The 26,507-nt window shown below is 71.8% G+C and carries 25 protein-coding genes; 11 read left to right on the top strand and 14 right to left on the bottom strand.

The window, feature by feature from the left end:
• The first annotated feature begins 83 nt into the window (after positions 1-83).
• From folB to ACZ4VF_RS33875, 3 genes are all read left to right on the top strand, one after another.
• The gene (gene folB / locus ACZ4VF_RS33885; protein WP_467930812.1) at positions 84-443 is read left to right on the top strand and encodes a dihydroneopterin aldolase; all 360 of its coding nucleotides are present in this window, start codon (positions 84-86) and stop codon (positions 441-443) included.
• On the top strand, positions 440-1,051 hold the full coding sequence (gene folK, locus ACZ4VF_RS33880; RefSeq protein WP_467930811.1) for a 2-amino-4-hydroxy-6-hydroxymethyldihydropteridine diphosphokinase: 612 nt from the start codon (positions 440-442) through the stop codon (positions 1,049-1,051). The genes folB and folK overlap by 4 nt, the downstream gene beginning before the upstream one ends.
• Before the next feature lie 104 nt (positions 1,052-1,155).
• Positions 1,156-1,644: a DUF3180 domain-containing protein gene (locus ACZ4VF_RS33875; protein ID WP_467930809.1), complete on the top strand. Its 489-nt coding sequence runs from the start codon at positions 1,156-1,158 to the stop codon at positions 1,642-1,644.
• Positions 1,645-1,696: 52 nt separating this feature from the next.
• Here ACZ4VF_RS33875 and folE read toward each other — a convergent pair whose 3' ends face one another.
• The 6 genes from folE to dacB form a co-directional block, all read right to left on the bottom strand.
• A complete protein-coding gene (gene folE / locus ACZ4VF_RS33870; protein ID WP_467930808.1) occupies positions 1,697-2,302 on the bottom strand; it encodes a GTP cyclohydrolase I FolE in 606 nt (201 codons plus the stop codon).
• A gap of 151 nt (positions 2,303-2,453) precedes the next feature.
• Positions 2,454-4,493, bottom strand: a complete 2,040-nt coding sequence (gene ftsH / locus ACZ4VF_RS33865) for an ATP-dependent zinc metalloprotease FtsH (protein WP_467930888.1) — start codon at positions 4,491-4,493, stop codon at positions 2,454-2,456.
• A 195-nt stretch (positions 4,494-4,688) separates the two neighbouring features.
• Positions 4,689-5,249 carry a hypoxanthine phosphoribosyltransferase gene (gene hpt, locus ACZ4VF_RS33860; protein ID WP_030342680.1) on the bottom strand — a complete coding sequence of 187 codons (561 nt, stop codon included), beginning with the start codon at positions 5,247-5,249 and terminating at the stop codon, positions 4,689-4,691.
• A 112-nt stretch (positions 5,250-5,361) separates the two neighbouring features.
• A complete protein-coding gene (gene tilS, locus ACZ4VF_RS33855) occupies positions 5,362-6,417 on the bottom strand; it encodes a tRNA lysidine(34) synthetase TilS (protein ID WP_467930806.1) in 1,056 nt (351 codons plus the stop codon).
• 192 nt (positions 6,418-6,609) lie between these two features.
• Positions 6,610-7,710, bottom strand: coding sequence for a zinc-dependent metalloprotease (locus ACZ4VF_RS33850; protein ID WP_467930887.1), 1,101 nt, complete (start codon positions 7,708-7,710; stop codon positions 6,610-6,612).
• A 213-nt stretch (positions 7,711-7,923) separates the two neighbouring features.
• Positions 7,924-9,468 (bottom strand): D-alanyl-D-alanine carboxypeptidase/D-alanyl-D-alanine endopeptidase, encoded by a 1,545-nt coding sequence (gene dacB / locus ACZ4VF_RS33845; protein WP_467930886.1) that lies wholly within the window; start codon positions 9,466-9,468, stop codon positions 7,924-7,926.
• Between the two features lie 124 nt (positions 9,469-9,592).
• Between dacB and ACZ4VF_RS33840 the strand changes: the two genes are divergently transcribed.
• Both ACZ4VF_RS33840 and ACZ4VF_RS33835 read left to right on the top strand, forming a co-directional pair.
• Complete coding sequence (locus ACZ4VF_RS33840) at positions 9,593-10,084, top strand: inorganic diphosphatase (RefSeq protein ID WP_208036714.1); 492 nt, start codon at positions 9,593-9,595, stop codon at positions 10,082-10,084.
• Positions 10,085-10,199: 115 nt separating this feature from the next.
• A complete protein-coding gene (locus ACZ4VF_RS33835; protein WP_467930805.1) occupies positions 10,200-11,852 on the top strand; it encodes a threonine/serine exporter family protein in 1,653 nt (550 codons plus the stop codon).
• Between the two features lie 9 nt (positions 11,853-11,861).
• Here ACZ4VF_RS33835 and ACZ4VF_RS33830 read toward each other — a convergent pair whose 3' ends face one another.
• Together ACZ4VF_RS33830 and ACZ4VF_RS33825 are read right to left on the bottom strand one after the other, a co-directional pair.
• On the bottom strand, positions 11,862-12,866 hold the full coding sequence (locus ACZ4VF_RS33830; protein WP_467930884.1) for a DedA family protein: 1,005 nt from the start codon (positions 12,864-12,866) through the stop codon (positions 11,862-11,864).
• 160 nt (positions 12,867-13,026) lie between these two features.
• Positions 13,027-13,791: a MerR family transcriptional regulator gene (locus ACZ4VF_RS33825; RefSeq protein WP_467930804.1), complete on the bottom strand. Its 765-nt coding sequence runs from the start codon at positions 13,789-13,791 to the stop codon at positions 13,027-13,029.
• Positions 13,792-13,903: 112 nt separating this feature from the next.
• Here ACZ4VF_RS33825 and ACZ4VF_RS33820 point away from each other — a divergent pair, with 112 nt between their 5' ends.
• Both ACZ4VF_RS33820 and ACZ4VF_RS33815 read left to right on the top strand, forming a co-directional pair.
• Positions 13,904-15,187, top strand: a complete 1,284-nt coding sequence (locus ACZ4VF_RS33820) for an ion channel protein (RefSeq protein WP_467930802.1) — start codon at positions 13,904-13,906, stop codon at positions 15,185-15,187.
• A 21-nt stretch (positions 15,188-15,208) separates the two neighbouring features.
• Positions 15,209-16,615, top strand: a complete 1,407-nt coding sequence (locus ACZ4VF_RS33815) for a glutamate decarboxylase (protein ID WP_467930800.1) — start codon at positions 15,209-15,211, stop codon at positions 16,613-16,615.
• Here the strand turns inward: ACZ4VF_RS33815 and ACZ4VF_RS33810 are convergent.
• From ACZ4VF_RS33810 to ACZ4VF_RS33795, 4 genes are all read right to left on the bottom strand, one after another.
• Positions 16,612-17,265: a PadR family transcriptional regulator gene (locus tag ACZ4VF_RS33810; RefSeq protein ID WP_467930799.1), complete on the bottom strand. Its 654-nt coding sequence runs from the start codon at positions 17,263-17,265 to the stop codon at positions 16,612-16,614. The genes ACZ4VF_RS33815 and ACZ4VF_RS33810 overlap by 4 nt on opposite strands.
• A gap of 24 nt (positions 17,266-17,289) precedes the next feature.
• A complete protein-coding gene (locus ACZ4VF_RS33805; protein ID WP_467930798.1) occupies positions 17,290-17,829 on the bottom strand; it encodes a DinB family protein in 540 nt (179 codons plus the stop codon).
• A gap of 119 nt (positions 17,830-17,948) precedes the next feature.
• Complete coding sequence (locus ACZ4VF_RS33800) at positions 17,949-19,409, bottom strand: aldehyde dehydrogenase family protein (RefSeq protein WP_467930796.1); 1,461 nt, start codon at positions 19,407-19,409, stop codon at positions 17,949-17,951.
• A gap of 87 nt (positions 19,410-19,496) precedes the next feature.
• A complete protein-coding gene (locus tag ACZ4VF_RS33795) occupies positions 19,497-20,321 on the bottom strand; it encodes a helix-turn-helix domain-containing protein (protein ID WP_467930883.1) in 825 nt (274 codons plus the stop codon).
• 344 nt (positions 20,322-20,665) lie between these two features.
• On the opposite strand from ACZ4VF_RS33795, the gene ACZ4VF_RS33790 reads away from it, so the two are divergent.
• The gene (locus tag ACZ4VF_RS33790) at positions 20,666-21,163 is read left to right on the top strand and encodes an ATP-binding protein (protein WP_467930795.1); all 498 of its coding nucleotides are present in this window, start codon (positions 20,666-20,668) and stop codon (positions 21,161-21,163) included.
• A gap of 124 nt (positions 21,164-21,287) precedes the next feature.
• Here the strand turns inward: ACZ4VF_RS33790 and ACZ4VF_RS33785 are convergent, their stop codons facing one another.
• Positions 21,288-21,557 carry a DUF397 domain-containing protein gene (locus tag ACZ4VF_RS33785; protein WP_467930794.1) on the bottom strand — a complete coding sequence of 90 codons (270 nt, stop codon included), beginning with the start codon at positions 21,555-21,557 and terminating at the stop codon, positions 21,288-21,290.
• Positions 21,558-22,197: 640 nt separating this feature from the next.
• Between ACZ4VF_RS33785 and ACZ4VF_RS33780 the strand changes: the two genes are divergently transcribed.
• Both ACZ4VF_RS33780 and ACZ4VF_RS33775 read left to right on the top strand, forming a co-directional pair.
• A complete protein-coding gene (locus ACZ4VF_RS33780) occupies positions 22,198-22,716 on the top strand; it encodes a hypothetical protein (RefSeq protein ID WP_467930793.1) in 519 nt (172 codons plus the stop codon).
• Between the two features lie 162 nt (positions 22,717-22,878).
• Positions 22,879-23,394: a DUF4232 domain-containing protein gene (locus ACZ4VF_RS33775; protein ID WP_467930791.1), complete on the top strand. Its 516-nt coding sequence runs from the start codon at positions 22,879-22,881 to the stop codon at positions 23,392-23,394.
• Between the two features lie 1,029 nt (positions 23,395-24,423).
• On the opposite strand, the gene ACZ4VF_RS33770 is transcribed toward ACZ4VF_RS33775, so the two are convergent.
• Positions 24,424-25,533: a DUF2786 domain-containing protein gene (locus tag ACZ4VF_RS33770; RefSeq protein WP_467930790.1), complete on the bottom strand. Its 1,110-nt coding sequence runs from the start codon at positions 25,531-25,533 to the stop codon at positions 24,424-24,426.
• A 137-nt stretch (positions 25,534-25,670) separates the two neighbouring features.
• Here ACZ4VF_RS33770 and ACZ4VF_RS33765 point away from each other — a divergent pair, with 137 nt between their 5' ends.
• Complete coding sequence (locus tag ACZ4VF_RS33765) at positions 25,671-26,432, top strand: Clp protease N-terminal domain-containing protein (protein WP_467930789.1); 762 nt, start codon at positions 25,671-25,673, stop codon at positions 26,430-26,432.
• Positions 26,433-26,507: the final 75 nt, after the last annotated feature.

Here is a 26,507-nt window from a genome sequence, read left to right as displayed (position 1 = left end):
CGCAGGTAGATTCGTCTGAGACCGGCGTGCCGCCCGCACGCGGTACCGGCCGGTCGTTCCCGACGATTGCAGGAGTGATTCGCGTGGATCGTGTCGCGCTGCGCGGCCTCAAGGCCCGCGGGCACCACGGTGTGTTCCCCAAGGAGCGCGAGGAGGGCCAGACGTTCATCGTGGACCTCGTCCTCGGCCTGGACACCCGGCCGGCCGCGGCCGACGACGACCTGGCGAAGACCGTGCACTACGGCATCGTGGCCGAGGAGGTCGTGGCCGTGGTCGAGGGTGACCCGGTGGACCTCATCGAGACCCTCGCCGAGCGGATCGCCCGGACCTGTCTGAAGCACGACGGGGTGCAGGAGGTCGAGGTCTGCGTCCACAAGCCGGACGCGCCGATCACCGTCCCGTTCGACGACGTGACCGTCACCATCACCCGGAGCCGAGCATGACCCGACCTTTCCGCCAGGGTCACAGCGACCCGACCGTCCAGCCGGTGCCCGCCTCGGTCGTCGAGAAGGTGGACGCCGCCGACACGACGCTGAGCAACCCCCAGTGGGCCGTGATCTCCATCGGCTCCAACCTCGGCAACCGCCTGGAGACCCTCCAGGGGGCCGTGGACGCCCTGGAGGACACCCCGGGCGTCCGGGTGAAGGCCGTCTCCCCGGTGTACGAGACCGAGCCGTGGGGCGTCGAGCCCGGCAGCCAGCCGTCGTACTTCAACGCGGTCGTGGTCCTCAAGACCACCCTGCCCCCCTCCTCCCTGCTGGAGCGGGCGCACGCCGTCGAAGAGGCCTTCCACCGCGTCCGGGACGAGCGCTGGGGTCCGCGCACGCTGGACGTCGACATCGTCGCCTACGCCGGCGTCACCTCCGACGACCCCGGGCTCACCCTCCCCCACCCGCGCGCCCACGAGCGCGCCTTCGTGCTCGCGCCCTGGCACGACGTCGACCCCGGGGCGCAGCTCCCCGGCCGGGGCACGGTGGCCGAGCTGCTGGCCGCCGTCACCCGCGAGGGTGTGGCGCCGCGCGCCGACCTGGAACTCCGGCTGCCCGAGTAGTCGTTAAGGTCAAGACGGGTCGCGTCGAGACGGTCAGGACGTCGAGACGGCAAAGACCAGGACGACCACCGTCCGGGACGGTCCGGGGGAACTGAAGGGACACCGTGAGAGAGCTGCGCATCAGGGTGCTGGCGGGCGTGTTCGTCGTGGCAGGCGTCCTGTCCTGGGCGGGCGCCCGCCTCTGGAACTCGGTCGGGACCCTTCCCAGCGTCCCCGTGGCCGCCCCCATCGTCCTCGCGCTGATCGCGGTGGTCCTGCTCTCGACGGCGCTCTCGCTGCGCGCCCGTCTCAGGGCCCAGCGCGAGCGCCGGCCCGGCGCCAAGGGCGTCGACCCGCTGATGGCCGCCCGGGCGGTCGTCTTCGGCCACGCCAGCGCCCTGGTGGCCGCCCTCGTCGCCGGGATGTACGGCGGCGCGGGCGTCTTCCTGCTGGAGCAGCTGGACATCCCGGCCCGCCGCGACCAGGCGATCTACGCCGGCTTCTCGGTACTCGCCGGTGTCGGCGTGATAGTGGCCGCCGTGTTCCTGGAACGGGTCTGCAAGCTTCCCGAGGACGACGACCAGAACACCCCCGGGGCGGAGCCGGCGGCCTGACCGCCGGCACCGTCCCGCGGCGCGCTGCGGCGCCGTCCGTTCCGTCGCGCCGTCAGCGCGCCATGATGAGGCTCATCGCCTCGTTGCGCGTCGCCGCGTCCCGCAGCTGACCGCGCACGGCCGAGGTTATGGTCTTCGCGCCCGGCTTGCGGATGCCGCGCATGGACATGCACATGTGCTCGCACTCGACGACGACGATGACACCGCGCGGCTCCAGGATCTCCATCAGGGAGTCCGCGATCTGCGTGGTCATCCGCTCCTGCACCTGCGGCCGGCGGGCGTAGACGTCGACCAGGCGGGCCAGCTTGGACAGGCCGGTGATCTTGCCGGTCTCGGACGGGATGTAGCCGACGTGGGCGACACCCCGGAACGGCACCAGGTGGTGCTCACAGGTCGAGTACACCTCGATGTCCTTCACGAGGACCATCTCGTCGTGCCCGAGGTCGAAGGTCGTCGTCAGGACGTCCTGCGGCTTCTGCCACAGGCCGGCGAAGATCTCCTTGTAGGCCCTCGCGACCCGGGCCGGGGTCTCCCGCAGCCCCTCGCGATCCGGGTCCTCACCGACGGCGATCAGCAGCTCCCGCACGGCGTTCTCGGCGCGCTTCTCGTCGAACTCGCCGATGCGTCCCTCGCCGTCCAGCGTCACCGGGTCGGTCATCTGGTCCCTCGTTCCTGTGCCTTGCACGCGCGTCTTCCTCGCGTTCCGTCTGCGGACATGCGAAATGCCGCGCCCTCCAGGCTAGAACCTGGGGGACGCGGCATTCATTCCGGCCCTGGCGGCCGGAACCGCTCTGCGCGCGACCGGCCGGTCAGCTCTCCGGACGGTCCTCCGGGGTCTGCTCCGTCACCGGGGCGGACTCCGACGCCGTGGACTTGGCCGTGCTGATCGACGCCGTCGCGCCGTTCGCACCGTTGGTCAGTGCCAGCTCCTTCGGGGAGAGCACCGGCGGGCGGGTGGACGGGGTGCGGCGGGAGGAACCCGTCCAGGCGGGCCGCGGCGGACGCTTGACGATCGGGGCGAAGATCTCGGCGATCTCCTCCTTGCCCAGCGTCTCCTTCTCCAGCAGCTCCAGGACGAGGTTGTCGAGCACGTCGCGGTTCTCGACCAGGATCTCCCAGGCCTCGTTGTGCGCGGTCTCGATCAGCTTCTTGACCTCCTCGTCCACCAGCGCGGCGACCTCCTCGGAGTAGTCGCGCTGGTGAGCCATCTCACGGCCGAGGAAGGGCTCGCTGTTGTCGCCGCCGAACTTGATCGCGCCGAGACGCTCGGTCATGCCGTACTGCGTGACCATCGCGCGGGCCAGGTTGGTGGCCTTCTCGATGTCGTTCGCGGCACCGGTGGTCGGGTCGTGGAAGACCAGTTCCTCGGCCGCCCGGCCGCCCAGCATGTAGGCGAGCTGGTCGAGCATCTCGTTGCGGGTGGTCGAGTACTTGTCCTCGTCCGGCAGGACCATCGTGTAGCCGAGGGCGCGGCCCCGGGACAGGATCGTGATCTTGTGGACCGGGTCGGAGTTCGGCGAGGCCGCCGCGACCAGGGCGTGACCGCCCTCGTGGTACGCGGTGATCTTCTTCTCCTTGTCCGACATGATCCGGGTCCGCTTCTGCGGGCCCGCGACCACGCGGTCGATCGCCTCGTCCAGCGCCTTGTTGTCGATCAGCTTCTGGTCGCCGCGGGCGGTGAGCAGAGCGGCCTCGTTCAGCACGTTGGCGAGGTCGGCACCGGTCATGCCCGGGGTGCGGCGGGCCACGGCGGACAGGTCGACGTCGGGCGCGACCGGCTTGCCCTTCTGGTGGACCTTGAGGATCTCCATGCGGCCCTGCAGGTCCGGCGGGTCGACCGCGATCTGCCGGTCGAAGCGGCCGGGGCGCAGCAGCGCCGGGTCCAGGATGTCCGGGCGGTTCGTGGCGGCGATCAGGATGACGCCGCCCTTGACGTCGAAGCCGTCCATCTCGACCAGCAGCTGGTTCAGGGTCTGCTCGCGCTCGTCGTGACCGCCGCCGAGGCCGGCGCCGCGGTGACGGCCGACCGCGTCGATCTCGTCGACGAAGACGATCGCCGGGGCGTTCGCCTTGGCCTGCTCGAACAGGTCACGGACCCGGGAGGCACCGACACCGACGAACATCTCCACGAAGTCCGAACCGGAGATCGAGTAGAACGGGACGCCCGCCTCGCCGGCGACGGCGCGCGCGAGCAGGGTCTTGCCGGTACCCGGGCGGCCGTAGAGGAGCACACCCTTGGGGATCTTGGCGCCGACGGCCTGGAACTTGGCCGGCTCCTGCAGGAACTCCTTGATCTCCTGGAGCTCCTCGACGGCCTCGTCACAGCCGGCGACGTCGGAGAACGTCGTCTTCGGGGTGTCCTTGGTGATGAGCTTCGCCTTGGACTTCCCGAAGTTCATGACCCGGGAGCCGCCGCCCTGCATCTGGTTCATCAGGAACAGGAAGACGACCACGATCAGGACGAAGGGCAGCAGGGAGAGCAGGACGCCGACGAACGGGTTCTGCTTGGACGGCGAGACCGTGTAGCCGTCCGTGATCTGCTTTTCCTGGTACTTGGTCTGCAGCGTCCCGGCCAGCTGCACGCCCTGGTCGCCGATGTAGCTCGCCTGGATCTTGGAGCTGCCCTCGACCTTGTAGCCGTCCTTGAGCGTGACCTTGATGCTCTGCTCGTCACCGGTGGTGAGCTTGGCCGACTCGACCTTGTTGTCGTTGATCGCCGCCACGACCTGGCCGGTGTCCACCGTCTTGTAGCCGCCGGACGAGCCGACGACCTGCATCAACACGACCACGGCAAGGACGGCCAGCACGATCCACATGACCGGCCCACGGAAGTATCGCTTCACGTCCATCCATACGGAGCGGTGCCGCCCCGTCCCTCCTGCCATAGTGAGTTTGATAAGACAGTTCTTCTGACGGTACCCCAGCATTGTTGCCCGAAGCCGCGCGGAGCCGTTTCGGCGGCTGGGGATCCCGTCTCTGCATGCTCCAACGGCCCGGGAGCCGCTGGGGTTCCCGATCATCCCGGCGCGCTTGCGCCGAGTGGCTCAGCCGCCGTAGACGTGGGGCGCGAGCGTACCGACGAACGGCAGGTTGCGGTACTTCTCGGCGTAGTCGAGGCCGTAGCCCACGACGAACTCGTTCGGGATGTCGAAGCCGACCCACTCGACGTCGATGGCGACCTTGGCGGCGTCCGGCTTGCGCAGCAGCGTGCACACCTTCAGGGAGGCGGGCTCGCGCGAACCGAGGTTGTTGATCAGCCAGGACAGGGTCAGCCCGGAGTCGATGATGTCCTCGACGATCAGGACGTGCCGGCCCTTGATGTCGGTGTCGAGGTCCTTGAGGATGCGGACGACCCCGGAGGACTGGGTGCCCGCGCCGTAGGAGGACACGGCCATCCAGTCCATGGTGACGGGGGTGGACAGCGCCCGCGCGAGGTCCGCCATGACCATCACCGCGCCCTTGAGCACGCCGACGATCAGCAGGTCCTTGCCCGCGTACTCCGCGTCGATCTTCGCGGCCAGCTCGGCCAGCTTCGCGTCGATCTCTTCCTTGGTGATGAGCACCTGCTGGAGGTCGGCACCCATGTCTTTCGCGTCCACCCGCATCACTTTCGGTCGTCCCGCACTTACGGCCGCGAGCGCGGCCACCGGCTCCGGCCGCACGCACGGCCTCCGGCCGCCCCCGCCCGCCGGAGCGTCGCTCCGGGAGGGTCGGGATTCAGCCTTGCCGAATCACCAGTCTGCCACCCTGCCGCTGGGCGACGACCCTGCCCGGGAGATTGATGGCTCCCTGGCCGCGCCAGCCGGTGATCAGACGGTCGATCTCCTCGATGTGGCGGGCGAACAGCGCGCCGGCCGGAGCACCGGCCTCGATGGCGGCGCGGCGCAGGATCCGGCGGCGTACGGCGGGCGGGAGGGCGTACAGCTTGGCGCACTCCAGCAGGCCGGCGGCGTCGCGTACCGAGGCCTCCGCCTGGCGGGCCCAGGCGTCCAGGGCGTCCGCGTCGTCGCGGGAGAGCTGGGCGGTGCGGGCGAGCGCCTCCACGACGCCCTTGCCGAGGGCCTTCTCCAGGGCGGGCAGGCCCTCGTGCCGGAGACGGGAGCGGGTGTAGGCGGGGTCGGCGTTGTGCGGGTCGTCCCAGACGGGCAGCGACTGGGCCATGCAGGCCTTGCGGGCGGTCTGCCGGTCGAGCTGCAGGAAGGGCCGCCGGTAGCGGCCGTCGGCCCCCGAGACCGCGGCCATGCCGGACAGGGAGCGGATGCCGGAGCCGCGGGCGAGGCCCAGCAGGACGGTCTCGGCCTGGTCGTCGCGGGTGTGGCCGAGCAGGATCGCGGCGGCGCCGTGGCGTTCGGCCGCGGCGTCCAGGGCGGCGTAGCGTGCGTCGCGGGCGGCGGCCTCGGGGCCTCCCTCGCGGCCGACGGTGACGGCGACGGACTCGGCCGGGTCGAGCCCGAGCCCGCGCAGTCGCAGGACGACCTCCTCGGCGCGGAGGTCGGAGCCGGGCTGGAGGCCGTGGTCGACGGTGATCCCGCCGGCCCGGACGCCGAGTTTGGGGGCCTCGAAGGCGAGGGCGGAGGCGAGGGCCATGGAGTCGGCGCCGCCGGAGCACGCGACGAGGACGAGCGGGGAGGGGGGCCGCTCGGGCGTCCGGTCCGGGTGCGCGCCGACGAGCTGCGGGCCCGGGCGCACGCGGGAGGTCTGGTCGTTGAGGATGTCGTGGAGGACGCGGCGGACCGCCAGGCGTATCGCCGCGACCGCAGGATGGGGACCCATGTCCGGTTCCCTTCATGAAGTTTTCCGGGGGGTGAGCCCGAGACGGTCACTCAGAGTGCGTCGATGGTGACAGAAGCGGGCCGTTCCCCGAGCATTGCACGCCTACGCATGGCTCACGGTCCCTCGGACGGGTGATTGGAGGGGCGTTCGCCTGCCGTCGGCCGGATTCGTTTCACGACCTCCCCGGGCCGTTCACGACTCCGCCTTGCGGTGCACCCGCGCGACCCAGTCCGCCGGTTTGGCGATCTCCGCCTTGGTGGGCAGGGTGTTGGGCGAGGTCCACACGCGGTTGAAGCCGTCCACGCCGACCTCGTCGACCACGGCCCGCACGAAGCGTTCACCGTCCCGGTACTGCTTCAGCTTGGCGTCCAGGCCCAGCAGTTTGCGCAGGGCGAGATCGAGCCGGGAGGCGCCCTTCGCGCGGCGCTGCTGGAACTTCTCGCGGATCTCCGCGACGGTCGGTACGACGCTGGGCCCGACGCCGTCCATGACGTAGTCGGCGTGGCCCTCCAGCAAGGACATCACGGCCGTCAGGCGGGCGAGGATCTCACGCTGGGCGGGGGTCTGCACCAGCTCCACGAGGGAGCGGCCGCCGTCCTCCTCCTCGCCGTCGGGACGGCCGCCGGCGAGGGACTGGGCGGCGTCCCGGATGCGCTCCAGGAACGTCATCGGGTCCACGTCGGTCTCCGCCAAGAACGACTGGATTTCGCCCTCCAGGTGGGCCCGCAGCCAGGGCACGGCGGTGAACTGCGTGCGGTGGGTCTCCTCGTGCAGGCACACCCAGAGGCGGAAGTCGTGCGGCTCGACGTCGAGTTCGCGCTCCACGTGGACGATGTTGGGCGCGACCAGCAGCAGCCGGCCGCCGCCGTTCTCGCCGGCCGGGAGGTCGCGGGTGGCGGGGGCGAAGGTCTCGTACTGACCGAGGACGCGGGAGGACAGGAATGACAGGAGCATGCCGAGTTCCACGCCGGTGACCTTGCCGCCGACGGCGCCGAGGACGGCGCTGCCCGGGTTGTTGCCGCGCCGTTCCTGCATCTTCTCCAGGAGCGGCCGGAGGATCTCCCGGAAGCCGGCGACGTTGGCCCGGACCCAGCCGGGGCGGTCGACGACGAGGACGGGGGTGTCGTGGGTCTCCTCGGTGCCCATACGAGTGAAGCCCCGGACGTGTCCCTCCGAGGCCTTCGCGTGCCGGCGCAGCTCCGCGACGACGGCCCTGGCCTCGTCGCGGCTGACGTCGGGACCGGGGCGTACGAGCCGTGTCGCGGTTGCCACCGCGAGGTTCCAGTCGACCATCCCGGGAGATGCGGTGCCGCCGAAGCCAGTCATGCTGTCAACCGTACGTGAGCGGCACCGGTTGGGGCAGCCGTCCGGGGGCGGCGGGACCGGAGGGCGCTCCCCGGCCGCCCGGTCCCGCGGGCCGTGCCCGGCCCCGCCCGGCCCGCCGATCGCCCGCCCGCGGGTGGTACGGCGGTTCGGCCGCCTGGCCGTGCGGTCCGCCGGCGCCGGTTACCCCGTCAGTGCCGTCGCGGCCTTGTCCAGGGCCGACTGGGCTTCCGTGGCGTTCGGGGTGTTCGAGGCGAGGAAGGCGAAGGCCAGGAGGTGTCCGGTCCGGTCCACGACCGTGCCGGCGAGGGTGTTCACACCGGTCAGGGTGCCGGTCTTGGCGCGGACGAGTCCGGAGGCGCCGTCGGTGTAGCGGGCGCTGAGGGTGCCGGTGAAACCGGCCACGGGCAGTCCGGTGAGGACGGGCCGCAGGCCGGGGCGGTGCGGGTCGCCCGCCTTGACCAGGAGCGCGGTGAGGAGGTCGGCCGTGAGCCGGTCGTCCCGGTCGAGGCCGCTGCCGTCGTGGAAGGCGGCGCCCGCCATCGGCAGGCCGAGCCCCCGCAGCTGGGTGGCGATGGCCTCGGCGCCGCCGTCGAAGCTGGCCGGCTGCCCGCTCGCCAGGGCCGTGTGGCGGGCGAGGGCCTCCGCGATGTCGTTGTCGCTGTTGGTCAGCATCCGCTCGACCAGCGCCGACAGCGGGGGCGAGGAGACGCTCGCGAGGGTCTGCGCGCGCGTGCTGGCCTTGGACGGGCCGGGGTGGGTGGTGCTGATGCCGGCGTCCTTCAGGAAGCCCGCGAACCTGGCCGCCGCGTCCGCCGCCGGGTCGGCCACGCGGGGCACCGGACCCCCGGCGGAGTCGTCGGTGCGGCCCTCGTCGACGGTGAGGGCGCTGACCGGGGCGAGGTTGTCGTTGACGCCGATGGGGTGCAGGGCGGGGCCGGTGAAGAGGGTGGTGTCGTAGGACAGGGTGATCCGGTGGATGCCGCGCTTGTCCAGCGCCTTCGCGGTGTCCGCCGCGAGCGTGCGCAGGCCGGCCCAGCCGTCGCCGCGGGGGTGCGCGGTGAGGGTGGGGTCGCCGCCGCCGACCAGGACGAGTTCCCGGGTGTCGGGTTCGAGGGCGGCGCGGGTGGTGAGGCGGTGGTCGGGGCCGAGCGCGGACAGCGCGGCGACCGCGGTGGCGATCTTGGTGGTGGAGGCGGGGGTGAGGGCCCGGCCGGCGTCGGCGCCGTACAGCCGTTCGCCGGTCTGGACGTCGACGACGGCCACCGCGTGGGCGTCGCCCAGCGCCGGGGTGTCGAGGAGGGGCCCCAGGGCGTCCGAGACGGCCTGTGCGCGCGGGGGCGCCTTCTTGGTGCCCACGGCGCCCGTGGTGCCGCCCAGGCTGGTCAGGACGGGTCCGGCGCTCGGCGCGGGCCGGGGCTCCCCCGCGGCCGTACCGGGGCGACCGTGATCTGCGCCACCTGCTCGCTCCAGGGCGGCGGCGCGGTCCCGCTCGGCCGTACGCTGACCGTTGGCGTCCCAGGGACCGGCCACGGTCACCACGCCGGCGGCCAGCGCCAGGCCGGCGGTGGCGGCGCCCGCGGTGTACTGCCAGGTCCTGACGGTCCGCGGACGGGGGAGGTGCACAGGCCCGACGCGCACGGCCCTCGCCAGCCGCGCGAGGCGCGGTCCGGCGGCCGTCACGGCGCTCGCCAGACGCGGTCGTACGGCGTTCGCGATCCGCCCCAACTGCGGTCTCGCGGCTCGCCAAGGCCTCAGCTCTGGCACGACCACCAGCCCCTTTCGCGATCACACACCTGCGTGAGGGACACTTAACCACCAGAACTATGTGTTGATCATGGAGGAGCCACCGGTGGAGTTCGACGTCACGATCGAGATTCCGAAGGGTTCGCGGAACAAGTACGAGGTGGACCACGAGACCGGTCGGATCCGCCTGGACCGTCGTCTCTTCACCTCGACCGCCTACCCGACCGACTACGGCTTCGTCGAGAACACCCTCGGCGAGGACGGCGACCCGCTGGACGCGCTGGTCATCCTGGACGAGCCGACCTTCCCGGGCTGCCTCATCCGCTGCCGCGCGATCGGCATGTTCCGGATGACCGACGAGGCCGGCGGCGACGACAAGCTGCTGTGCGTCCCGGCGACCGACCCGCGGGTGGAGCACCTGCGCGACATCCACCACGTGTCGGAGTTCGACCGCCTGGAGATCCAGCACTTCTTCGAGGTGTACAAGGACCTGGAGCCCGGCAAGTCCGTCGAGGGCGCCGACTGGGTCGGTCGCACCGAGGCCGAGGCCGAGATCGAGCGGTCCTACAAGCGTTTCAAGGACCAGGGCGGCCACTGACCGGCCGGTTTGCCTTCCGCGGGCCGCGGCACCCTGTGTGGGGTGGCGCGGCCCGTTTGCGTACCCATGCGCATACTGAGGCCTACGGAAGGTGTCGTTCAGGGAGCGGTGCGAGGTGACGGAGGCGGAGGACCGCAAGCCACGGTCCGACGAGGCGCGGTACGACCCGGAGATCACGTCCGAGTTCGCCATCCCCCGGGGTCTCGACGTTCCCCGGGGCGACGACTCGGAGACGACGTCCGAGTTCGCCGTACCGGAGGGGCTGCAGACGCCGCAGCCGCCGAGTGCCGAGCCGGAGGGGTCGGCGTTCAGCCTGCCGCGCACCTACAGCGCGAAGGAGGCGCCGACCGCGTTCACGCCGGCCACCGGGGTGCCGCTGGTCAGCCTGGTCAAGGACGCGCCGTGGCAGGACCGGATGCGCACGATGCTGCGCATGCCGGTGACCGAGCGGCCGGCGCCGGAGCCGGTGCAGCGCGAGGAGGAGGACGGCCCGGCCGTCCCGCGCGTGCTGGACCTGACCCTGCGTATCGGGGAGCTGCTGCTGGCCGGCGGCGAGGGGGCGGAGGACGTGGAGGCCGCGATGTTCGCGGTGTGCCGGTCCTACGGCCTGGACCGCTGCGAGCCCAACGTCACCTTCACGCTGCTGTCGATCTCGCACCAGCCGTCCCTGGTGGAGGACCCGGTGACGGCGTCCCGGACGGTACGGCGGCGGGGCACCGACTACACGCGGCTGGCGGCCGTCTTCCGGCTGGTGGACGACCTGACCGACCCGGAGACCCACGTCTCGCTGGAGGAGGCCTACCGGCGCCTCGCGGAGATCCGCCGCAACCGGCACCCCTACCCCGGCTGGGCGCTGAGCCTGGCGAGCGGGCTGCTCGCGGGTGCGGCCTCCGTGCTGGTCGGCGGTGACCTGATCGTCTTCGTGGCGGCCGCGGTGGGCGCGATGCTCGGCGACCGGCTGGCGTGGCTGTGCGCGGGGCGCGGGCTGCCGGAGTTCTACCAGTTCACGGTGGCCGCGATGCCGCCCGCGGCGATCGGGGTGGCGTTCGCGCTGGCCCACGTCGACGTGAAGGCGTCCGCCGTCGTCACCGGTGGACTGTTCGCGCTGCTGCCGGGACGGGCGCTGGTGGCCGGGGTGCAGGACGGGCTGACGGGCTTCTACATCACCGCCTCCGCCCGTCTGCTGGAGGTCATGTACTTCTTCGTCGGCATCGTCACCGGCGTCCTGGTCGTCCTGTACTTCGGCGTCAAGGTCGGCGGCAAGCTGAACCCGGACGCGGCGCTCATCATCAACGAGCGGCCCGTGGTGCAGATCGCCGCGTCGATGCTGCTGTCGATGACGTTCGCGGTGCTGCTCCAGCAGGAACGGTCCACCGTGCTCTGGGTGACCCTCAACGGGGGCGTGGCGTGGACGGTGTACGGCGCGATGCACTACGTCGCCGACATCTCGCCGGTGGCGTCCACGGCCGCGGCGGCGGGGCTGGTGGGGCTGTTCGGGCAGCTGCTGTCGCGGTACCGGTTCGCGTCGGCGCTGCCCTATACGACGGCTGCGATCGGACCGCTGCTGCCCGGGTCGGCGACGTATTTCGGGCTGCTGAGCATGGCGCAGAACGAGGTGGACAAGGGTCTGGTGTCCCTGGCGAACGCGGCGTCGCTGGCCATGGCCATCGCGATCGGGGTCAACCTGGGCTCGGAGGTCTTCCGCCTCTTCCTCCGGGTCGGTTCCGCCGGGAAGCGCCGGGCGGCGAAGCGGACGCGCGGGTTCTAGGCGCCGGCCCTACGGGGCGCGGTGGTCGCCCTGGCCGTAGTCGTACGGGTACGGCTCCTGGTCGTACTGCTGGTGGGGCTGCCGCTGGTCGTAGTACTGGTTGTCGTAGCCACCCTCGTTCCAGTACTGCTGCTGATGCTGGGGGTGGTGCGGGTACTGCTGCTGCCCCTGCGGGTACTGCTGACCTTGCGGGTACTGCTGCCCCTGCGGGTACTGCTGCTGCTCCTGGGGGTACTGCTGCTGGTCGTACCCGGCGGGGTACGGCTGCTCCGGCTCGATGCGCCGCAGGCGGGTCGTGGCGTCGTCCATGACCGGGTGCTGCTGGTGGGCGGGCTGCTGACGGGCGGGCTGCCGCGGGGGCTCGGGCCGGGCCTGCGGCCGGTTCTGCGCGGCCTTCTTCTCCTTGCCCCGGGCCCGCAGGAACTCGATCGCGATCGGGACCACCGAGACGAGGACGATCAGGATGAGGATCGCCTCGATGTTCTTCTTGACGAAGCCGATGTCGCCGAGCCAGGAGCCGAGCAGGGTGACGCCCGCGCCCCACAGGACGCCGCCGATGACGTTGAAGACCAGGAACGAGCGGTACTTCATGCCGCTGACGCCCGCGATGATCGGCGTGAACGTGCGCACGATCGGCACGAAGCGGGCCAGGACCAGCGACTTGGGGCCGTACTTCTCGAAGAACTCGTGCGCCTTGGTGACGTTCTCCTGCTTGAACAGCCGGGAGTCCGGGCGGTTGAACAGGGACGGGCCGACCTTCTTGCCGAACATGTAGCCCGCCTGGTCGCCGAGGACCGCGGCGAGGCAGATCAGGGCGATCGCGCCCCACAGCGGGAAGTCCAGGTCACCGGAGGTGATCAGCAGACCGCAGGTGAACAGCAGCGAGTCACCCGGCAGGAAGAAGCCGATGAGCAGGCCGGACTCGGCGAAGACGATGAGCAGCAGACCCCAGATGCTGTAGGTGCTGAGCAGATAGTTGGGATCCAGCCAGCTCGGGCCGAGGGCGAGTGTCATCACGGGTCCGGGCTCCTGAGGGGTGAAGGCGGCTACGGCGGCTGAACGTCGGGGGGGCGCCGTACAAAACTATCAACGTGGAGGGGCCGCCCCGGGTTCCAGCGCGGTGCCGACCGGTGTCCTGGCCCGGGAACGGGCCCCGGGCCAGGACGCCAGGACGTCAGGACGCCGCCCGCCGGTCCGCGTTGGCGAGGATCGCGTCGCGCAGGTGTTCGGCGAGGCCGGGGTGCAGGGAGTCGTAGAACGCCTTGAAGCGCTCGTCGGAGACGTACATCTCCCCGAAGCACCGGTGCATCTCGTACGGCACCTCGAAGTACCACCGGCTGATGTGCCGCCGGTGTTCCTCGGCCAGGTCCATGGCCGCCTCGCCGGCCGGCTGCTCACCGGCGGCGAGCAGGGCGGCGTACCGCGCGCCCCAGTCGTCGGACTCGGCCTGGATGCGCTTCCAGTCCTCCTTGCCGTAGGTCGCCGCGCGGCGCTGCGACTCGGCGTACGCCTCGGTGCCGCCCCAGCGCTGCTCAACCTCCTCCGCGTACTGCTCGGGGTCCTTGTCCCCGAAGACCTCGAACCGCTCCTCCGGCGTCAGGTCGATGCCCATCGTGCGTGCCTCCAAGGCGTGCTCCACGGCCGCGGCCATCTTCTGCAGCTTCTCGATCCGGGCGGTCAGCAGGTCGTGCTGACGGCGCAGGTGGGTGCGCGGGTCGGCGTCCGGGTCGTCCAGCAGGACCGCGACCTCGTCGAGCGGGAAGCCCAGCTCCCGGTAGAACAGGATCTGCTGGAGCCGGTCGAGGTCGGCGTCGCCGTAGCGCCGGTGGCCGGCGTACGTCCGCTCGCTCGGCACGAGCAGCCCGATCTCGTCGTAGTGGTGCAGGGTGCGCACCGTGACTCCGGCGAACCCCGCGACCTGTCCCACGGAGTAGCTCACTTTCCGCTCCTTGTCGTCGGTACGCCTCCACGCTGAGGCCTCACGTCACGTGAGGTGCAAGCCGGGTCCGGTTCGGGATGTTGCATGCGTTTCGTCCGCTTATGGTGAGCCAGTGGCCCAGGAGACGACGCAGGCACCCCCGAGCGCTCCGACCGCCCCGGCGCGGGCTCTGCTGCCGTTCATCCTGCCCGCCGCCGTCGTGGGCGTGGCCGCGAGCCTGGTCTTCGTCGGGGTGAGCACGGCGGGGGAGCGGCTCCAGCGAGTCCTGTGGGGGCCGCTGCCCCACGCGCTCGGGATGGGCCCGTACTCGGTGCCGTGGATGTTCATCATGCTCACGGCCACCGGTGTCGTCGTGGGGCTGGTGGTCTGGAAGGTGCCCGGGCACGCCGGACCCGATCCCGCCACCATGGGAATGGACGCCCGGGTCCTGCCGCCGGCGGTGCTGCCGGGCCTGGTGCTGGCCGCCGGGCTGATGCTGGCCGGCGGCCCGAGCCTCGGCCCGGAGAACCCGGTCATCGCCGTGAACGTGGGCCTCGCGGCCTGGCTCGGCGGGCGCTTCCTGCCCCGGACGCCGGGCACCCTGTGGCCGGTGCTGGCGGAGGCGGCGACGATCGGCGCGCTGTTCGGCACGCCGGTGGCGGCGGCGCTGGTCATCTCCGAGGCGCTGGTGGGACGGCCCGTACGGGGGCGGCTGTGGGACAACCTGTTCGCCCCGCTGACCGCCGGCGCGTGCGGGGCCGTCACGACGACCCTGGTGGCCCGTCCGACCTTCGACCTGGGCCTGCCGCCCATGGGCCACCCGCGCGCGGGTGACGTCCTGGCCGCGCTGGTGATCGCCTCGGCGGCCGCGGTGCTCGGTCTGTGCGCCGTGTACGCCTTCCCCCACGTCCACGCGGCCTTCCGGCGGCTGCGGCACCCGATGCTGATGCTCCCGGCCGGCGGGCTGGTCCTGGCGGCCCTGGCGGCGCTGGGCGGTCGTCTGACGCTGTTCAAGGGGCTGTCCGAGGTCGGGGAGCTGGCCCGTGACCCGCAGGGCTGGTCGGCGGGGCAGTTCGTGACGATGGCGGTGGTGAAGCTGGCCGCGCTGCTCGTTGCCGCGTCCTGCGGCTTCCGGGGCGGCCGGATCTTCCCCGCCGTCTTCGTCGGCACCGCGCTGGGCCTCGCCGCCCACGCGCTCGTCCCGGCCGTGCACCCCTCGGTGGGCGTCGCCACGGCCGTCCTCGGCATGCTCCTGGCGGTCACCCGGCAGGGCTGGGTGAGCCTTTTCACCGCCGCCGTGCTGGTCGCCTCCCCGGCGGTCATCGCCCTGCTGTGCATGGCCTCGCTGCCCGCCTGGCTGCTGGTGACGGGCCGCCCGCAGATGCAGCTGCGGGCGGACGGCACCCCGGTCCACTGACCCCTTCGAAAGGCACATCCCATGGCCCTGCACCAAGGTCCCGAGCGCGACGAGGCGCGGACGGTGTCGGTCAACCCGTTCTTCGGGGAGGCGGACCCCGTCGGCGGCATGACCGAGGCCCCGCCCACCCACCGGCTCCCGGACGCCCCGCTGCCCCCGGCCACGGCGTACCAGCTGGTGCACGACGAACTGATGCTGGACGGCAACTCCCGGCTGAACCTGGCCACCTTCGTCACCACCTGGATGGAGCCCCAGGCCGGGGTGCTGATGGGCGAGTGCCGGGACAAGAACATGATCGACAAGGACGAGTACCCGCGCACGGCCGAGCTGGAGCGCCGCTGCGTGGCGATGCTCGCCGACCTGTGGAACGCGCCGGACCCGTCGGCCGCCGTGGGCTGTTCCACCACCGGGTCGAGCGAGGCGTGCATGCTCGCCGGAATGGCCCTGAAGCGGCGCTGGGCGAAGCGGAACGCCGACCGGTATCCGGGGGCGCGGCCCAATCTGGTGATGGGGATCAACGTCCAGGTCTGCTGGGAGAAGTTCTGCGCCTTCTGGGAGGTGGAGGCCCGGCTGGTCCCCATGGAGGGCGAGCGGTTCCACATCGACCCGCAGGCCGCCGTGGAACTGTGCGACGAGAACACCATCGGGGTCGTCGGCATCCTCGGCTCGACGTTCGACGGCTCCTACGAGCCGGTCGCCGACCTGTGCGCGGCCCTGGACGCCCTCCAGGAGCGCACCGGCCTCGACATCCCGGTGCACGTGGACGGCGCGTCCGGCGGGATGGTGGCGCCTTTCCTGGACGAGGACCTGGTGTGGGACTTCCGGCTGCCGCGGGTGGCGTCGATCAACACCTCCGGCCACAAGTACGGGCTGGTCTACCCGGGCGTCGGCTGGGCGCTGTGGCGGGACCAGGAGGCGCTGCCGCAGGAGCTCGTCTTCCGGGTGAACTACCTGGGCGGGGAGATGCCGACCTTCGCGCTGAACTTCTCCCGGCCCGGCGCCCAGGTGGTGGCGCAGTACTACACGTTCCTGCGGCTCGGCCGCGAGGGCTACCGGGCGGTGCAGCGGGCGGCGCGGGACGTGGCGACCTCGCTCGCCTCCCGGATCGAGGCACTCGGCGACTTCCGGCTGCTCACCCGCGGCGACCAGCTGCCGGTGTTCGCCCTGACCACGGCCGACGACGTCACGTCGTACGACGTCTTCGACGTCTCCCGGCGGCTGCGCGAGGGCGGCTGGCTGGTGCCCGCCTACACCTTCCCGGCCCACCGCGAGGACCTGTCCGCGCTGCGGATCGTGTGCCGCAACGGCTTCTCCCACGACCTGGCCGACCTGTTCGTGGACGGCCTGACCCGTCTGCTGCCGGAGCTGCGCCGGCAACCGGGGCCGCTGACCCGGGACCGGGGCGCGGCGACCGGGTTCCACCACTAGGGGTTCCGGCGGCCGGGTCCGGGTCCGTCCTGATCCGGTCGGGACCCCTGGGGCGCCGCGTCCTCGGCGAGCAGGCCGGCGAACGGGTCGCCCTCGCCGGCGAAGGTGTGGGCGCCGTTCTCGACGCGTTCGACGAGCCCGCGGGTCCACTCGGCCTCGGAGTCGGCCGTGTGGACCCACATGTTCATGATCTCGCCGATGTGGCCCAGCTGTTCCGGACCGCCCTCGGGGATGTAGTGCTCGGTGACCGAGGACCGCCACGCGGCGATCCGCCGCATCCGCTCCTTCAGCAGGGCCACCGCCTCGGCCCTCGGCAGGTCCACCATGAAGCCGACGGCCGCCGTCTTCACGTCGCCGCGCTGGTCGTAGCCGACCAGCGCGTCCCGCAGCAGGGCGAAGTACTCGGCGGTGCCCTTGTCGGTGAGTTCGTACTCGGTGCGCGGCGGCCCGCCCGCCGTGGAGGGCGCGATCTCGTGCGCGTGCAGCAGTCCCTGCCTCGCCATCTGCTTCAGGGCGTGGTAGATCGAGCCCGGCTTGGCGTGGGACCACTCGTGCGCCCCCCAGTACTCCAGGTCGCCCCGGACCTGGTAACCGTGGGCCCGCCCGTGCCGGCGCACCGCGCCCAGCACGAGGAGACGGATCGCTGACATGCCGTCCAGGGTAGGGCCGTACGGCTACCGCCCCTGCTCCAGTGCCACCAGTTCGAACGCGGTCCTGCCGTCCAGGGACTCGCGGACGATGTCGGCGTGGCCGGCGTGCCGGGCGAACTCGCGGATCAGGTGCAGGCACAGCCAGCGCAGCGAGACGCGGCCCTCCGGCGGGAACCACGGGTCGGGCGGCAGCGGGAAGGTGTCGTCCAGGCTGGGCGCGGAGCGGATGAACCTCTCCGTCTCGGCGGCCACCTGCTCCCAGTACGCCAGCTGCGAGGCGACCGTCTCGTCCCCGACCAGCCGGAAGGTCTCGTGCCAGTTCGACTCGTCCCGGACCACCTTCGGCGGCTCCTGCTTCGCCCGGGCCAGCCAGCCCTGCTCGACCTCGACGACGTGCTTGAGCAGACCGCCCAGGGACAGTTCGCTGGCGCTGGGGCGGGTACGGGCCTGCTCCTCTGTCAGTCCGAGCAGGGCCCGGCGGATCCCGCCGCGCTGTTCCTCGACGAACGCCAGCAGTGCACCGCGCTCGTCGCCCGTCGCCTCCGCCGGAACGTGCGTGACCATGTCGTGCCGCCTTTCGTGGGACCGGGCCGCCGGGGGGCGTTTCCCCGACACCGAAGACACTACGGGCCATTGAGGACAGATATTGTCCTCAATGGCCCCGGTCACCGGAGAAGGTCCGGCTAGAACGGGAATCCGCTGCGACCGTGCTGCACCGAGATCCACTTGACGGTGGTGAACGCCTCCAGCGTCGTCTCGCCGTTGAGGCGGCCGAGGCCGGAGTGCTTCTCGCCGCCGAAGGGCACGATCGGCTCGTCGTGGACGGTGCCGTCGTTCACGTGGAACATGCCGGTGTCGATCCGCTTGGCGAAGGCCACGCCCCGCTCGATGTCAGCCGTGTGCACGGCGCCGCTGAGGCCGTACGGGGTGTCGTTGACGATCCGGACCGCCTCCTCCTCGCCGTCGAACGGGACGAGGAAGACGACCGGGCCGAAGACCTCCTGCCGGAGCAGTGCGGAGTCCGCGGGGACGCCGGTGAGCACGGTCGGCGCGACCAGGTTGTTGGTCCGGCCGCCGCGCACCAGGGCCGTGGCGCCCTCGGCGAGGGCCTGCTCGACGGTGCCGGAGACCGCGTTCGCCTGCGCGGCGTTGATCACCGGTCCGATCACGGTCTCCGGGTCGCGCGGGTCGCCCACCTTGAGGGTCTTCACCTTGGCGACGAACTTCTCGGTGAACTCGTCGGCGACGGAACCGTCCACGAGGACCCGGTTGGCGGCCATGCAGACCTGGCCCTGGTGCACGAACCGGCTGAAGACGGCCGCGTCCACCGCGTAGTCGAGGTCGGCGTCGTCCAGCACCACCAGCGCGCTGTTGCCGCCCAGTTCCAGGACCGCGCGCTTGAAGTGCCGGGCGCAGACGGTGGCGACGTGCCGGCCGACCTTGTCGGAGCCGGTGAAGGAGATGACCTTCGGGACCGGGTGCTCGAGGAAGGCGTCACCGATCTCGGCGATGTCGGTGACGACCACGTTGAGCAGGCCGCCGGGCAGCCCGGCCTCCTCGAAGATCTTCGCGAGCAGGGTGCCGCCGGCGATCGGGGTGTTCTGGTGCGGCTTGAGCACCACGGCGTTGCCGAGCGCCAGGGCCGGCGCGACCGACTTCAGGGAGAGCAGGAAGGGGAAGTTGAAGGGGCTGATCACGCCCACCACGCCGACCGGCACCCGGTAGACGCGGTTCTCCTTGCCCTCGGTCGGGGACGGCAGGATCCTGCCCTCGGGGCGCAGCGCGAGGTGGACCGACTCGCGCAGGAACTCCTTGGCGAGGTGCAGCTCGAAACCGGCCTTCACACGGGTGCCGCCCAGCTCGGCGATGATCAGGTCGGCTATCTCCTGCTCACGGTCCTCGATCAGCCGGAGCGCCCGCTCGAAGACCGCGCGCCGGGCGTAGGGGTTGGTCTCGGCCCACTTCTCCTGGGCACGGGCGGCGGCCCGGTAGGCCTGGTCGACCTCGTCGACCGTGGCCACCGTGATGGAGGCCAGCTTCTCGTCGTCGTAGGGGTTGAAGTCGATGACGTCCCACGAGCCGGTGCCCGGGCGCCACTCGCCGTCGATGTACTGCTGGGCCAGGTCGGTGAAGTAGGACGACATGTGATCCCTCAATCGCTAGCGGACACCAGATCCGTGCATGCCTGAGCGCACGTCATCCTACTTGCTGGTAAAGGGAGTTGGAGCGGGTCAGGACAGTTGCAGCAGGCCGCGCAGCAGGTCCCGGCTCTCGTCGGGCCCGGGGCTGTCCTGCTGCAGCTCCTTCAGGGCCTGCTCGTACTGGGCGACGTCCTCGCGTTTGTCCAGGTAGAGGGCGCTGGTCAGCTGCTCCAGGTAGACCACGTCGGACAGGTCGGACTCGGGGAAGCTGAGGATGGTGAAGGCGCCGCTCTCGCCGGAGTGCCCGCCGAAGCTGAACGGCATGACCTGGAGGCGCACGTTGGGCCGCTCGGAGATGTCGATCAGGTGCTGGAGCTGGCCGCGCATCACCTCGCGGTCGCCGTAGGGGCGGCGCAGGGCGGCCTCGTCCAGGACGATGTGGAACTCGGGGGCGTTGTCGGCGAGCAGGTACTTCTGCCGCTCCAGGCGCAGGGCGACCCGGCGTTCGACGTCGGCGGTGCTCGCGCCCTTCATGCCGCGCCGGACCACCGCGCGGGCGTACTCCTCGGTCTGGAGGAGGCCGTGCACGAACTGCACCTCGTAGGCGCGGATCAGCGCGGCGGCGCCCTCCAGACCCACATAGGTGGGGAACCAGCTGGGCAGGACGTCGGTGTAACTGTGCCACCAGCCCGCCACGTTGGCCTCCCGGGCGAGGGAGAGCAGCGACTCGCGCTCCGCGTCGTCGGTGATGCCGTAGAGGGTGAGCAGGTCCTCCACGTCTCTGGTCTTGAAGCTCACCCGGCCCAGCTCCATCCGGCTGATCTTCGACTCGGAGGCGCGGATCGAGTATCCCGCCTTCTCCCGCGTGATCCCCCGTGCTTCACGCAGTCGCCTGAGTTGCGAGCCGAGCAGCATCCGCCGCACCACCGATCCGGGCTCTCCCGCGCTCACGTTCGCCAGCCTCCCCAACCGTCTTCAGGGGCCGAAGTCTGCCACTAAAACACTCCGAGCAGTACTCGCACGGTTACGGAAACGGAAAGACCCCGGCCGTTTCTGCCGGATCCCGACCGGTGAGAGGTCCGGACCTCTGGAGGATCCCTGGGGAAGATGGCAGAAAAAATGGCCAAGAAGCGGTACGGGCAGTGCCATTTCGGTCGCGTGCACGTGCATCTGCCCTTGCATCTGCTCTGCGCTTCCGAAACCATGGTGCCGCGCCACCGCTGCATCGCAACGACCGCGAATTCCCGGGAGTGCCTCGCATGGGGACGAATGGATCGACCATGCTCAAGCCGTTACGGCAGGGCCTTCCGCCGCTGGATCCCGCGGCCGTGTCCGATGCCGCCTCCTGCGCCCTGCCGGCCCGCTTCGAGGCGGTGCGCGAGGCCCGGCGCTTCACCCGGACCACCCTCGACCAGTGGGACGTCGGCGACCGCTTCGACGACATCTGCCTCGTCGTCTCCGAACTCGTCACCAACGCCCTGCGGCACGCGGTGCCTTCCGCTCCCTGCCGTACCGAGCCGCACCAGCCGTGCGTGCGGCTGCACCTGATGCGCTGGAGCGAGCGGCTGGTGTGCGCGGTACGCGATCCGAGCCACGAGACCCCGGTCCCGCGCGACTCGGACGACTTCTCCGCCGAGTCGGGCCGCGGGCTGTTCCTGGTGGACTCCTTCGCGGACAGCTGGGGCTGGCACCCGCTCGCGGGCGCGCTCGACGGCAAGGTGGTCTGGGCGCTGTTCCGGCTGAAGGCGGCCGGCTGATCCGGTACGGCACCCGTGGACGCGTCGTGTCTACGCGCGTCCACTTTTCACGTGCATATACCTGTGCGGGCATCCGCCCGCGCGACATCGTTGCCAGGGACGTCGCGTGGACGAGGTGCCCGCGTCAGCTCGCTATCAGATGGTCGAACTCGCCGTCCTTGATGCCGAGCAGCATCGCCTCGATCTCCGCGCGCGTGTAGACGAGCGCCGGCCCGTCCGGGAAGCGCGAGTTGCGGACGGCGACGTCGCCGCCCGGCAGCCGCGCGAACTCCACGCAGGAACCCTGTGAGTTGCTGTGCCTGCTCTTCTGCCAGGCCACTCCGTTCAGCTGCGTGGCAGCCATGCCGTTGTACACGTCGTACCCCCCGTACACGCCGTCGACGTCGCGGTCCACAGGTCGCTCCCCGGTGGTGCACTGGCTGGTGAGGCCATAGATGCTCTGGTCAACTGACCCGGATCATAGCTCTGTTCACGTGCTGGTGCATGAGCAGATGCACGTGCACGAGGAGTGGTGCCGCGGTTACAGTCTTGACGTCCGCTTTACCGAACCGTTCCGCGCCTGCCCCGGAGCAGGCAGGACATGTCCGCTCCGGCCCCGCCCATGGTCTCGCGCTGCCGTCGGACCGGATCGTCCGGACCGAACCCCTCGTGCACTAGGAAGAGACGCGTACGGCGCCCTTCGTGTTCCAGGGTCCGGGTGACGGTCCTGTCGGCGGGACCGGCCGGATCGCGGTCCGTCCGGCGGAGGGACAGCGTCCGCTCGATGTCGTAGGCCGGTGCCCCCGTCTCTACGACGCCCGGGAAGCGGGCGCCCGGACGCGGGACGGAGGCCATCCGGTACCGCCGGCCGACCGGAGCCGCCTGTTCCGGGCGGGGTTGCGTGAGCAGGACCACCGGTGACGTCGGCCCGGAGTCCGGCGGTCCGTCGAGGACTCCTGGCAACTCCGCCGAGGACGCCCGGTAACCAGCTGGTAGCTTGCGCTGCGGGCCGTCGACGAGGGCGGCCGGCAGCTACCGCGGAGGGAGCTTTTCCGGTGACAGGTGCGACTGCTGCGAGGGTGCGGGGCGCGGTCTCGGCCGCGGGACTGGCGGGGGTGCTGGCGCTGGCGCTGACGGCGTGCAGCGGTGGTTCCGGGGACGACGGGTCCGGGGGTACCGGGTCCGGGGACAGGGGCGGTACGCCGGCCTCGTCCGGCTCTTCCCCGGGTACGGCCTCGCCGGGGGTCACCGGCGCGTCCGCCGACCTCCAGGGCAGCTGGATCACCACCGGCGGCGGCAAGATCGTGGCCCTGGTGGTCAACGGGAAGCAGGCCGGGGTCTTCGCCACCGGCGGGACCGTGTGCAGCGGGACCGCGGGCGCCGAGAACGGCATGCGGATGATCCACCTGACCTGCCCCGACGGCAGCAAGGACCGGACCACCGGCATGGTCGACTCGGTGGACGGTACGACGCTGAAGGTGACCTGGTCGGGCAAGGCCGGCCAGGAGACGTACACCAAGGCGGAGGGCGGCAAGCTGCCTTCGGGACTGCCGACGGCGCCCGTGAAGCAGTGAAGCGCCCCTCGGCGGTGAAGGCGCCCCCGAGGTGGTGATGGCGCCCCCCGAAGCGGTGATGGCGCCCCTGAAGCGGTGAATCGGGCCGGGGCGCGTGATCGCGCCCCGGGTGCAGGGGCCATGATGCGAGGAGACCGTCACTATCTCGATGGGAACCTGCTCATGCGCGCCATTCCGCTCACCGTCACCGCCCTCGCCGCCGCCCTGCTGCTGACCGCCTGCGACGGCGGCGGCGGTGACAAGAACGGCAAGAGCGGTTCCGCCTGCGAGATCGGCGGCGTCTCCGTGCAGATCGGCTCGGCGAGCGTGGCCCCGGCCGCCGGGGACACCGGCGAGATCCCGGTCAGCATCACCAACCAGAGCACCTCCTGCACCCTGGACCATTTCCCACAGGTCGTGCTGGGCGACGGCGCCGGCAACACCGCGGTGCCCGCGCTCAAGGGCGCGAAGGCCCAGAAGCTGAAGCTGGCCAAGGGCGACTCCGCGTCCTTCTCCATCAGCTACGTGCGCGGCGCGGACGGTGCCAAGACCTCCCTCGCCGCGAAGACCGTGAAGATCACCCTGCCCGGCACGGACACCGCCCGCACCTTCCCTTGGAAGTACGGCCCGGTCGCCGGCAAGTCCGACGGCAGCGGACCGGACGCCTCCGTGAGCGCGTTCCAGCAGGTCGGCGACTGAACCGCGGACTGGTCGGCCGGTGCCACCACGGCTCCGGCTCCGGACCGGCCGGTGTCACCACGGCTCCGGCTCCGGCTCCGGACGGCGGGTCGGCTCACTGGGGCTGCGCGGGCGGGGTGGGGGCGGGACGAGCTCTGGGGAGCCCGGGCTGGGTGGGCGCGGGACGAGCTCTGGGGAGCCTGGGTTGGGTGGGCGCGGGACGAGCTCGGGGGCCTGGGCTGAGTGGGCGCGGGACGAACTCAGGGGCCTGGGCTGGGTGGGCGCGGGACGAATTCGGGGGCCTGGGCTGGGTGGGCGCGGGACGAACTCAGGAGGCCTGGGCTGGGCGGGCGCGCTCCGACTCCGGGGGGTGGTGGCCTCGCTCCGGCACCGCTCCGGCTCCAGGTGCCTGGGGCCGGGGGCGCCGCTCCGGCTCCGGAAGCCTGGGGCCAGGGGCGGCGCTCCGGCTCCCGAACCCCGGGGACCAAGAGCTCCGCTCCGGCTCCAGACGCCTGGGACCAGGGGCGGCGCTCCGGCTCCAGACGCCTGGGGCCAGGGGCGGCGCTCCGGCTCCAGACGCCTGGGGCCAGGGGCGGCGCTCCGGCTCCGGAAGCCTGGGGACAAGGGCTCCGCTCCGGCTCCCAAACCCCCGGGGCCAAGGGCTCCGCTCCGGCTCCAGACGCCTGGGACCAGGGGCACCGCTCCGGCTCCAGACGCCTGGGGCCAGGGGCGGCGCTCCGGCTCCGGAAGCCCGGGGACAAGGGCTCCGCTCCGGCTCCCAAACCCCCGGGGCCAAGGGCTCCGCTCCGGCTCCAGACGCCCTGGCCCAAGGGCGTCGCTCTGGCTCCAGACGCCTGGGACCAGGGGCACCGCTCCGGCTCCAGACGCCCGGGACCAGGGGCACCGCTCCGGCTCCCGAAGCCCGAAGCCCGAAGCCAAGGGCACCGCTCCGGCTCCCGAAGCCCGGGCCCAAGGGCGCCGCACCGGCTCGCGAACCCCGGGGCCGGTGGTCTCACTATGGGTAGGAACCCGCACACCGGGCACGCACGTTCACTCCAGCCGTCGGCGGGCTCGGACCTGGGCCCGGTCCGCCGCGCGGGCGCCCTCGGTCCAGCCGGCCGCGTCGCTCACCCCGCGGAGCCGGGTCGTGGTGGTCTCCGGGAACATGCGCTCCAGGCGGCCGGTGACGGCTGTCTCGCGCGTGGCCAGTACCGGCAGCAGGTCCTGGGTCACCTGGGTCTCGGCGGCGGCCGCGAGCCGATCGCCCACCCGGTGCGCGTAGGCCGCGAGGAACGACTGCCGGAAGGTCTTGGTCCGCTTCCGCCCGCCGGCCCGCTGGGCCGCCTCCGCCTTGGTCATCGCGTGCGTGGCCTGCACCAGCAGCGAGGTGTAGAGCAGTTCGACCGCCTCCAGGTCCGCCTCGAAGCCGACGACCGTGGAGAAGCCGAACGGTTCGTTCCACACCGCGCGGCAGTGGTTCGCGGTGGCCACCGCGTCCAGCAGGACCGCCTTTGCCTGTTCGTACGGTGGCTCCACGCCGATGCGGCAGGCGCCGGGGGCGTCCGGCGCGGGCGCCCCGGCCGCGAGCAGCGCCTCGTCGACGCTGTGCCGGGCCATCAGTTCCTGCGCCTTGGCGGTGAGCGCCTCGGCCTCCTCCGGGTAGCCGGTCGCCTCGGCCTTGGCGAGCAGCGCGCGGATGCGGGTGAGCATGCGGGAGGCACCCGGGCCGGGGACACGGCGGGGCTCCTCCTCCAGGGGCTCCAGGGCGGGCAGCCGCAGCAGCAGGCGGTACAGCTGCAGGACGGCCGTGGCGTGCGAGAAGCGGTCGGCGGTGCGGTCCGGGCCGTCCGGCAGCGCGGCCAGCTGGCCGGTCCAGCGGTGCCCGCGCGGGCGGTCCCGTCCGGCCTGCGCGCGGATCAGCTCGGCGGCCAGGCCGACGTGCGCCTCGTCCAGTTCCCGCCGCACCAGCCGTACGACGTCGGCGGGCTGCCAGCCGCGCTGCCAGGCCGTCGCCACGAAGTCCTCCCCGCGACGCGCGAGTTCGGCGTCGGCGGCCGGGTCGGCGGCGAGCAGGGAGGCTCCCGTGTCGAGGCCGGTGTCGGTGTCGTCGTAGAGGGCGGCCCGGAAGGCCTGTTCGACGGTGCTGGCGGTACTGGTCACGCCGTCGATCGTGCCACGGACGGCCGACACCGGGAGATGCCCGTCCACAGCCTGTGGACAGCCGCCTCCCGCGAACGACGGAAAGGAATGTCAACCATCGGTTGACGCTCGCGTGTATGCAACCTACGGTTGACAGTATGGCGACCCAACCGAACATCACGGCATCCGTTCGCCTCGACGACCTCATCGAGGCGATCAAGAAGGTGCACCAGGAACCCCTCGACCAGCTCCAGGACGCGGTCATCGCCGCCGATCACCTCGGTGACGTGGCCGACCACCTGATCGGGCACTTCGTCGACCAGGCCCGCCGTTCGGGCGCGTCCTGGACCGACATCGGGCGAAGCATGGGCGTGACCCGGCAGGCGGCGCAGAAGCGGTTCGTGCCCAAGGAGTCCGCCGACCTCGATCCCAGCCAGGGCTTCAGCCGCTACACCCCCCGCGCGCGGAACGTGGTCATGGCCGCGCACAACGAGGCGCTGGCCGCCCGCAACGCGGAGGGCCGGCCCGAGCACCTGATCCTGGGGCTGCTGGCCGAGCCGGAAGGCCTGGCCGCGAAGGCGATCACCGCGCAGGGCGTCCCGCCGGACGCCGTACGCCAGGCCGCCGCAGCCGCGCTCCCGCCCGCGGCGGACGACGTCCCCGACCTCGTCCCCTACGGCCCCGGGGCCAAGAAGGTCCTGGAACTCACCTTCCGGGAGGCCCTCCGACTCGGCCACCACCACATCGGCACCGAGCACCTCCTGCTCGCCCTGCTGGAGCACGAGAACGGCCAGGGTGTCCTCAGCGGCCTCGGCATCACCAAGACGGGCACCGAGGAGTACGTCGCCAAGGTGCTGTCACTGCTGCTGGAGCAGAAGAAGCCGGAGACCGATGAAGGCGGGGAGGGCGGGGAGGGCTGAGAGGGCCGGAGGCGCCTAAGGGGCCGGGAGGAGTAGGAGGCGGCCCCTGAGGCCACAGCGGCCGCGGAGGTCCGT

It is taken from the genome of Streptomyces sp. NPDC029151 (genome assembly GCF_055564315.1).
This window is presented reverse-complemented; position numbering and strand designations above follow the sequence as displayed.

Coding starts and splice junctions, on each gene's coding strand:
- folK (WP_467930811.1), top strand. CDS start 440: ATGACCCGACCTTTCCGCCAGGGTCACAGCGACCCGACCGTCCAGCCG.
- folE (WP_467930808.1), bottom strand. CDS start 2,302: ATGACCGACCCGGTGACGCTGGACGGCGAGGGACGCATCGGCGAGTTC.
- ftsH (WP_467930888.1), bottom strand. CDS start 4,493: ATGGACGTGAAGCGATACTTCCGTGGGCCGGTCATGTGGATCGTGCTG.
- hpt (WP_030342680.1), bottom strand. CDS start 5,249: ATGCGGGTGGACGCGAAAGACATGGGTGCCGACCTCCAGCAGGTGCTC.
- tilS (WP_467930806.1), bottom strand. CDS start 6,417: ATGGGTCCCCATCCTGCGGTCGCGGCGATACGCCTGGCGGTCCGCCGC.
- ACZ4VF_RS33850 (WP_467930887.1), bottom strand. CDS start 7,710: ATGGTCGACTGGAACCTCGCGGTGGCAACCGCGACACGGCTCGTACGC.
- ACZ4VF_RS33830 (WP_467930884.1), bottom strand. CDS start 12,866: ATGACACTCGCCCTCGGCCCGAGCTGGCTGGATCCCAACTATCTGCTC.
- ACZ4VF_RS33815 (WP_467930800.1), top strand. CDS start 15,209: ATGGCCCTGCACCAAGGTCCCGAGCGCGACGAGGCGCGGACGGTGTCG.
- ACZ4VF_RS33810 (WP_467930799.1), bottom strand. CDS start 17,265: ATGTCAGCGATCCGTCTCCTCGTGCTGGGCGCGGTGCGCCGGCACGGG.
- ACZ4VF_RS33805 (WP_467930798.1), bottom strand. CDS start 17,829: ATGGTCACGCACGTTCCGGCGGAGGCGACGGGCGACGAGCGCGGTGCA.
- ACZ4VF_RS33800 (WP_467930796.1), bottom strand. CDS start 19,409: ATGTCGTCCTACTTCACCGACCTGGCCCAGCAGTACATCGACGGCGAG.
- ACZ4VF_RS33795 (WP_467930883.1), bottom strand. CDS start 20,321: ATGCTGCTCGGCTCGCAACTCAGGCGACTGCGTGAAGCACGGGGGATC.
- ACZ4VF_RS33790 (WP_467930795.1), top strand. CDS start 20,666: ATGGGGACGAATGGATCGACCATGCTCAAGCCGTTACGGCAGGGCCTT.
- ACZ4VF_RS33775 (WP_467930791.1), top strand. CDS start 22,879: ATGCGCGCCATTCCGCTCACCGTCACCGCCCTCGCCGCCGCCCTGCTG.
- ACZ4VF_RS33765 (WP_467930789.1), top strand. CDS start 25,671: ATGGCGACCCAACCGAACATCACGGCATCCGTTCGCCTCGACGACCTC.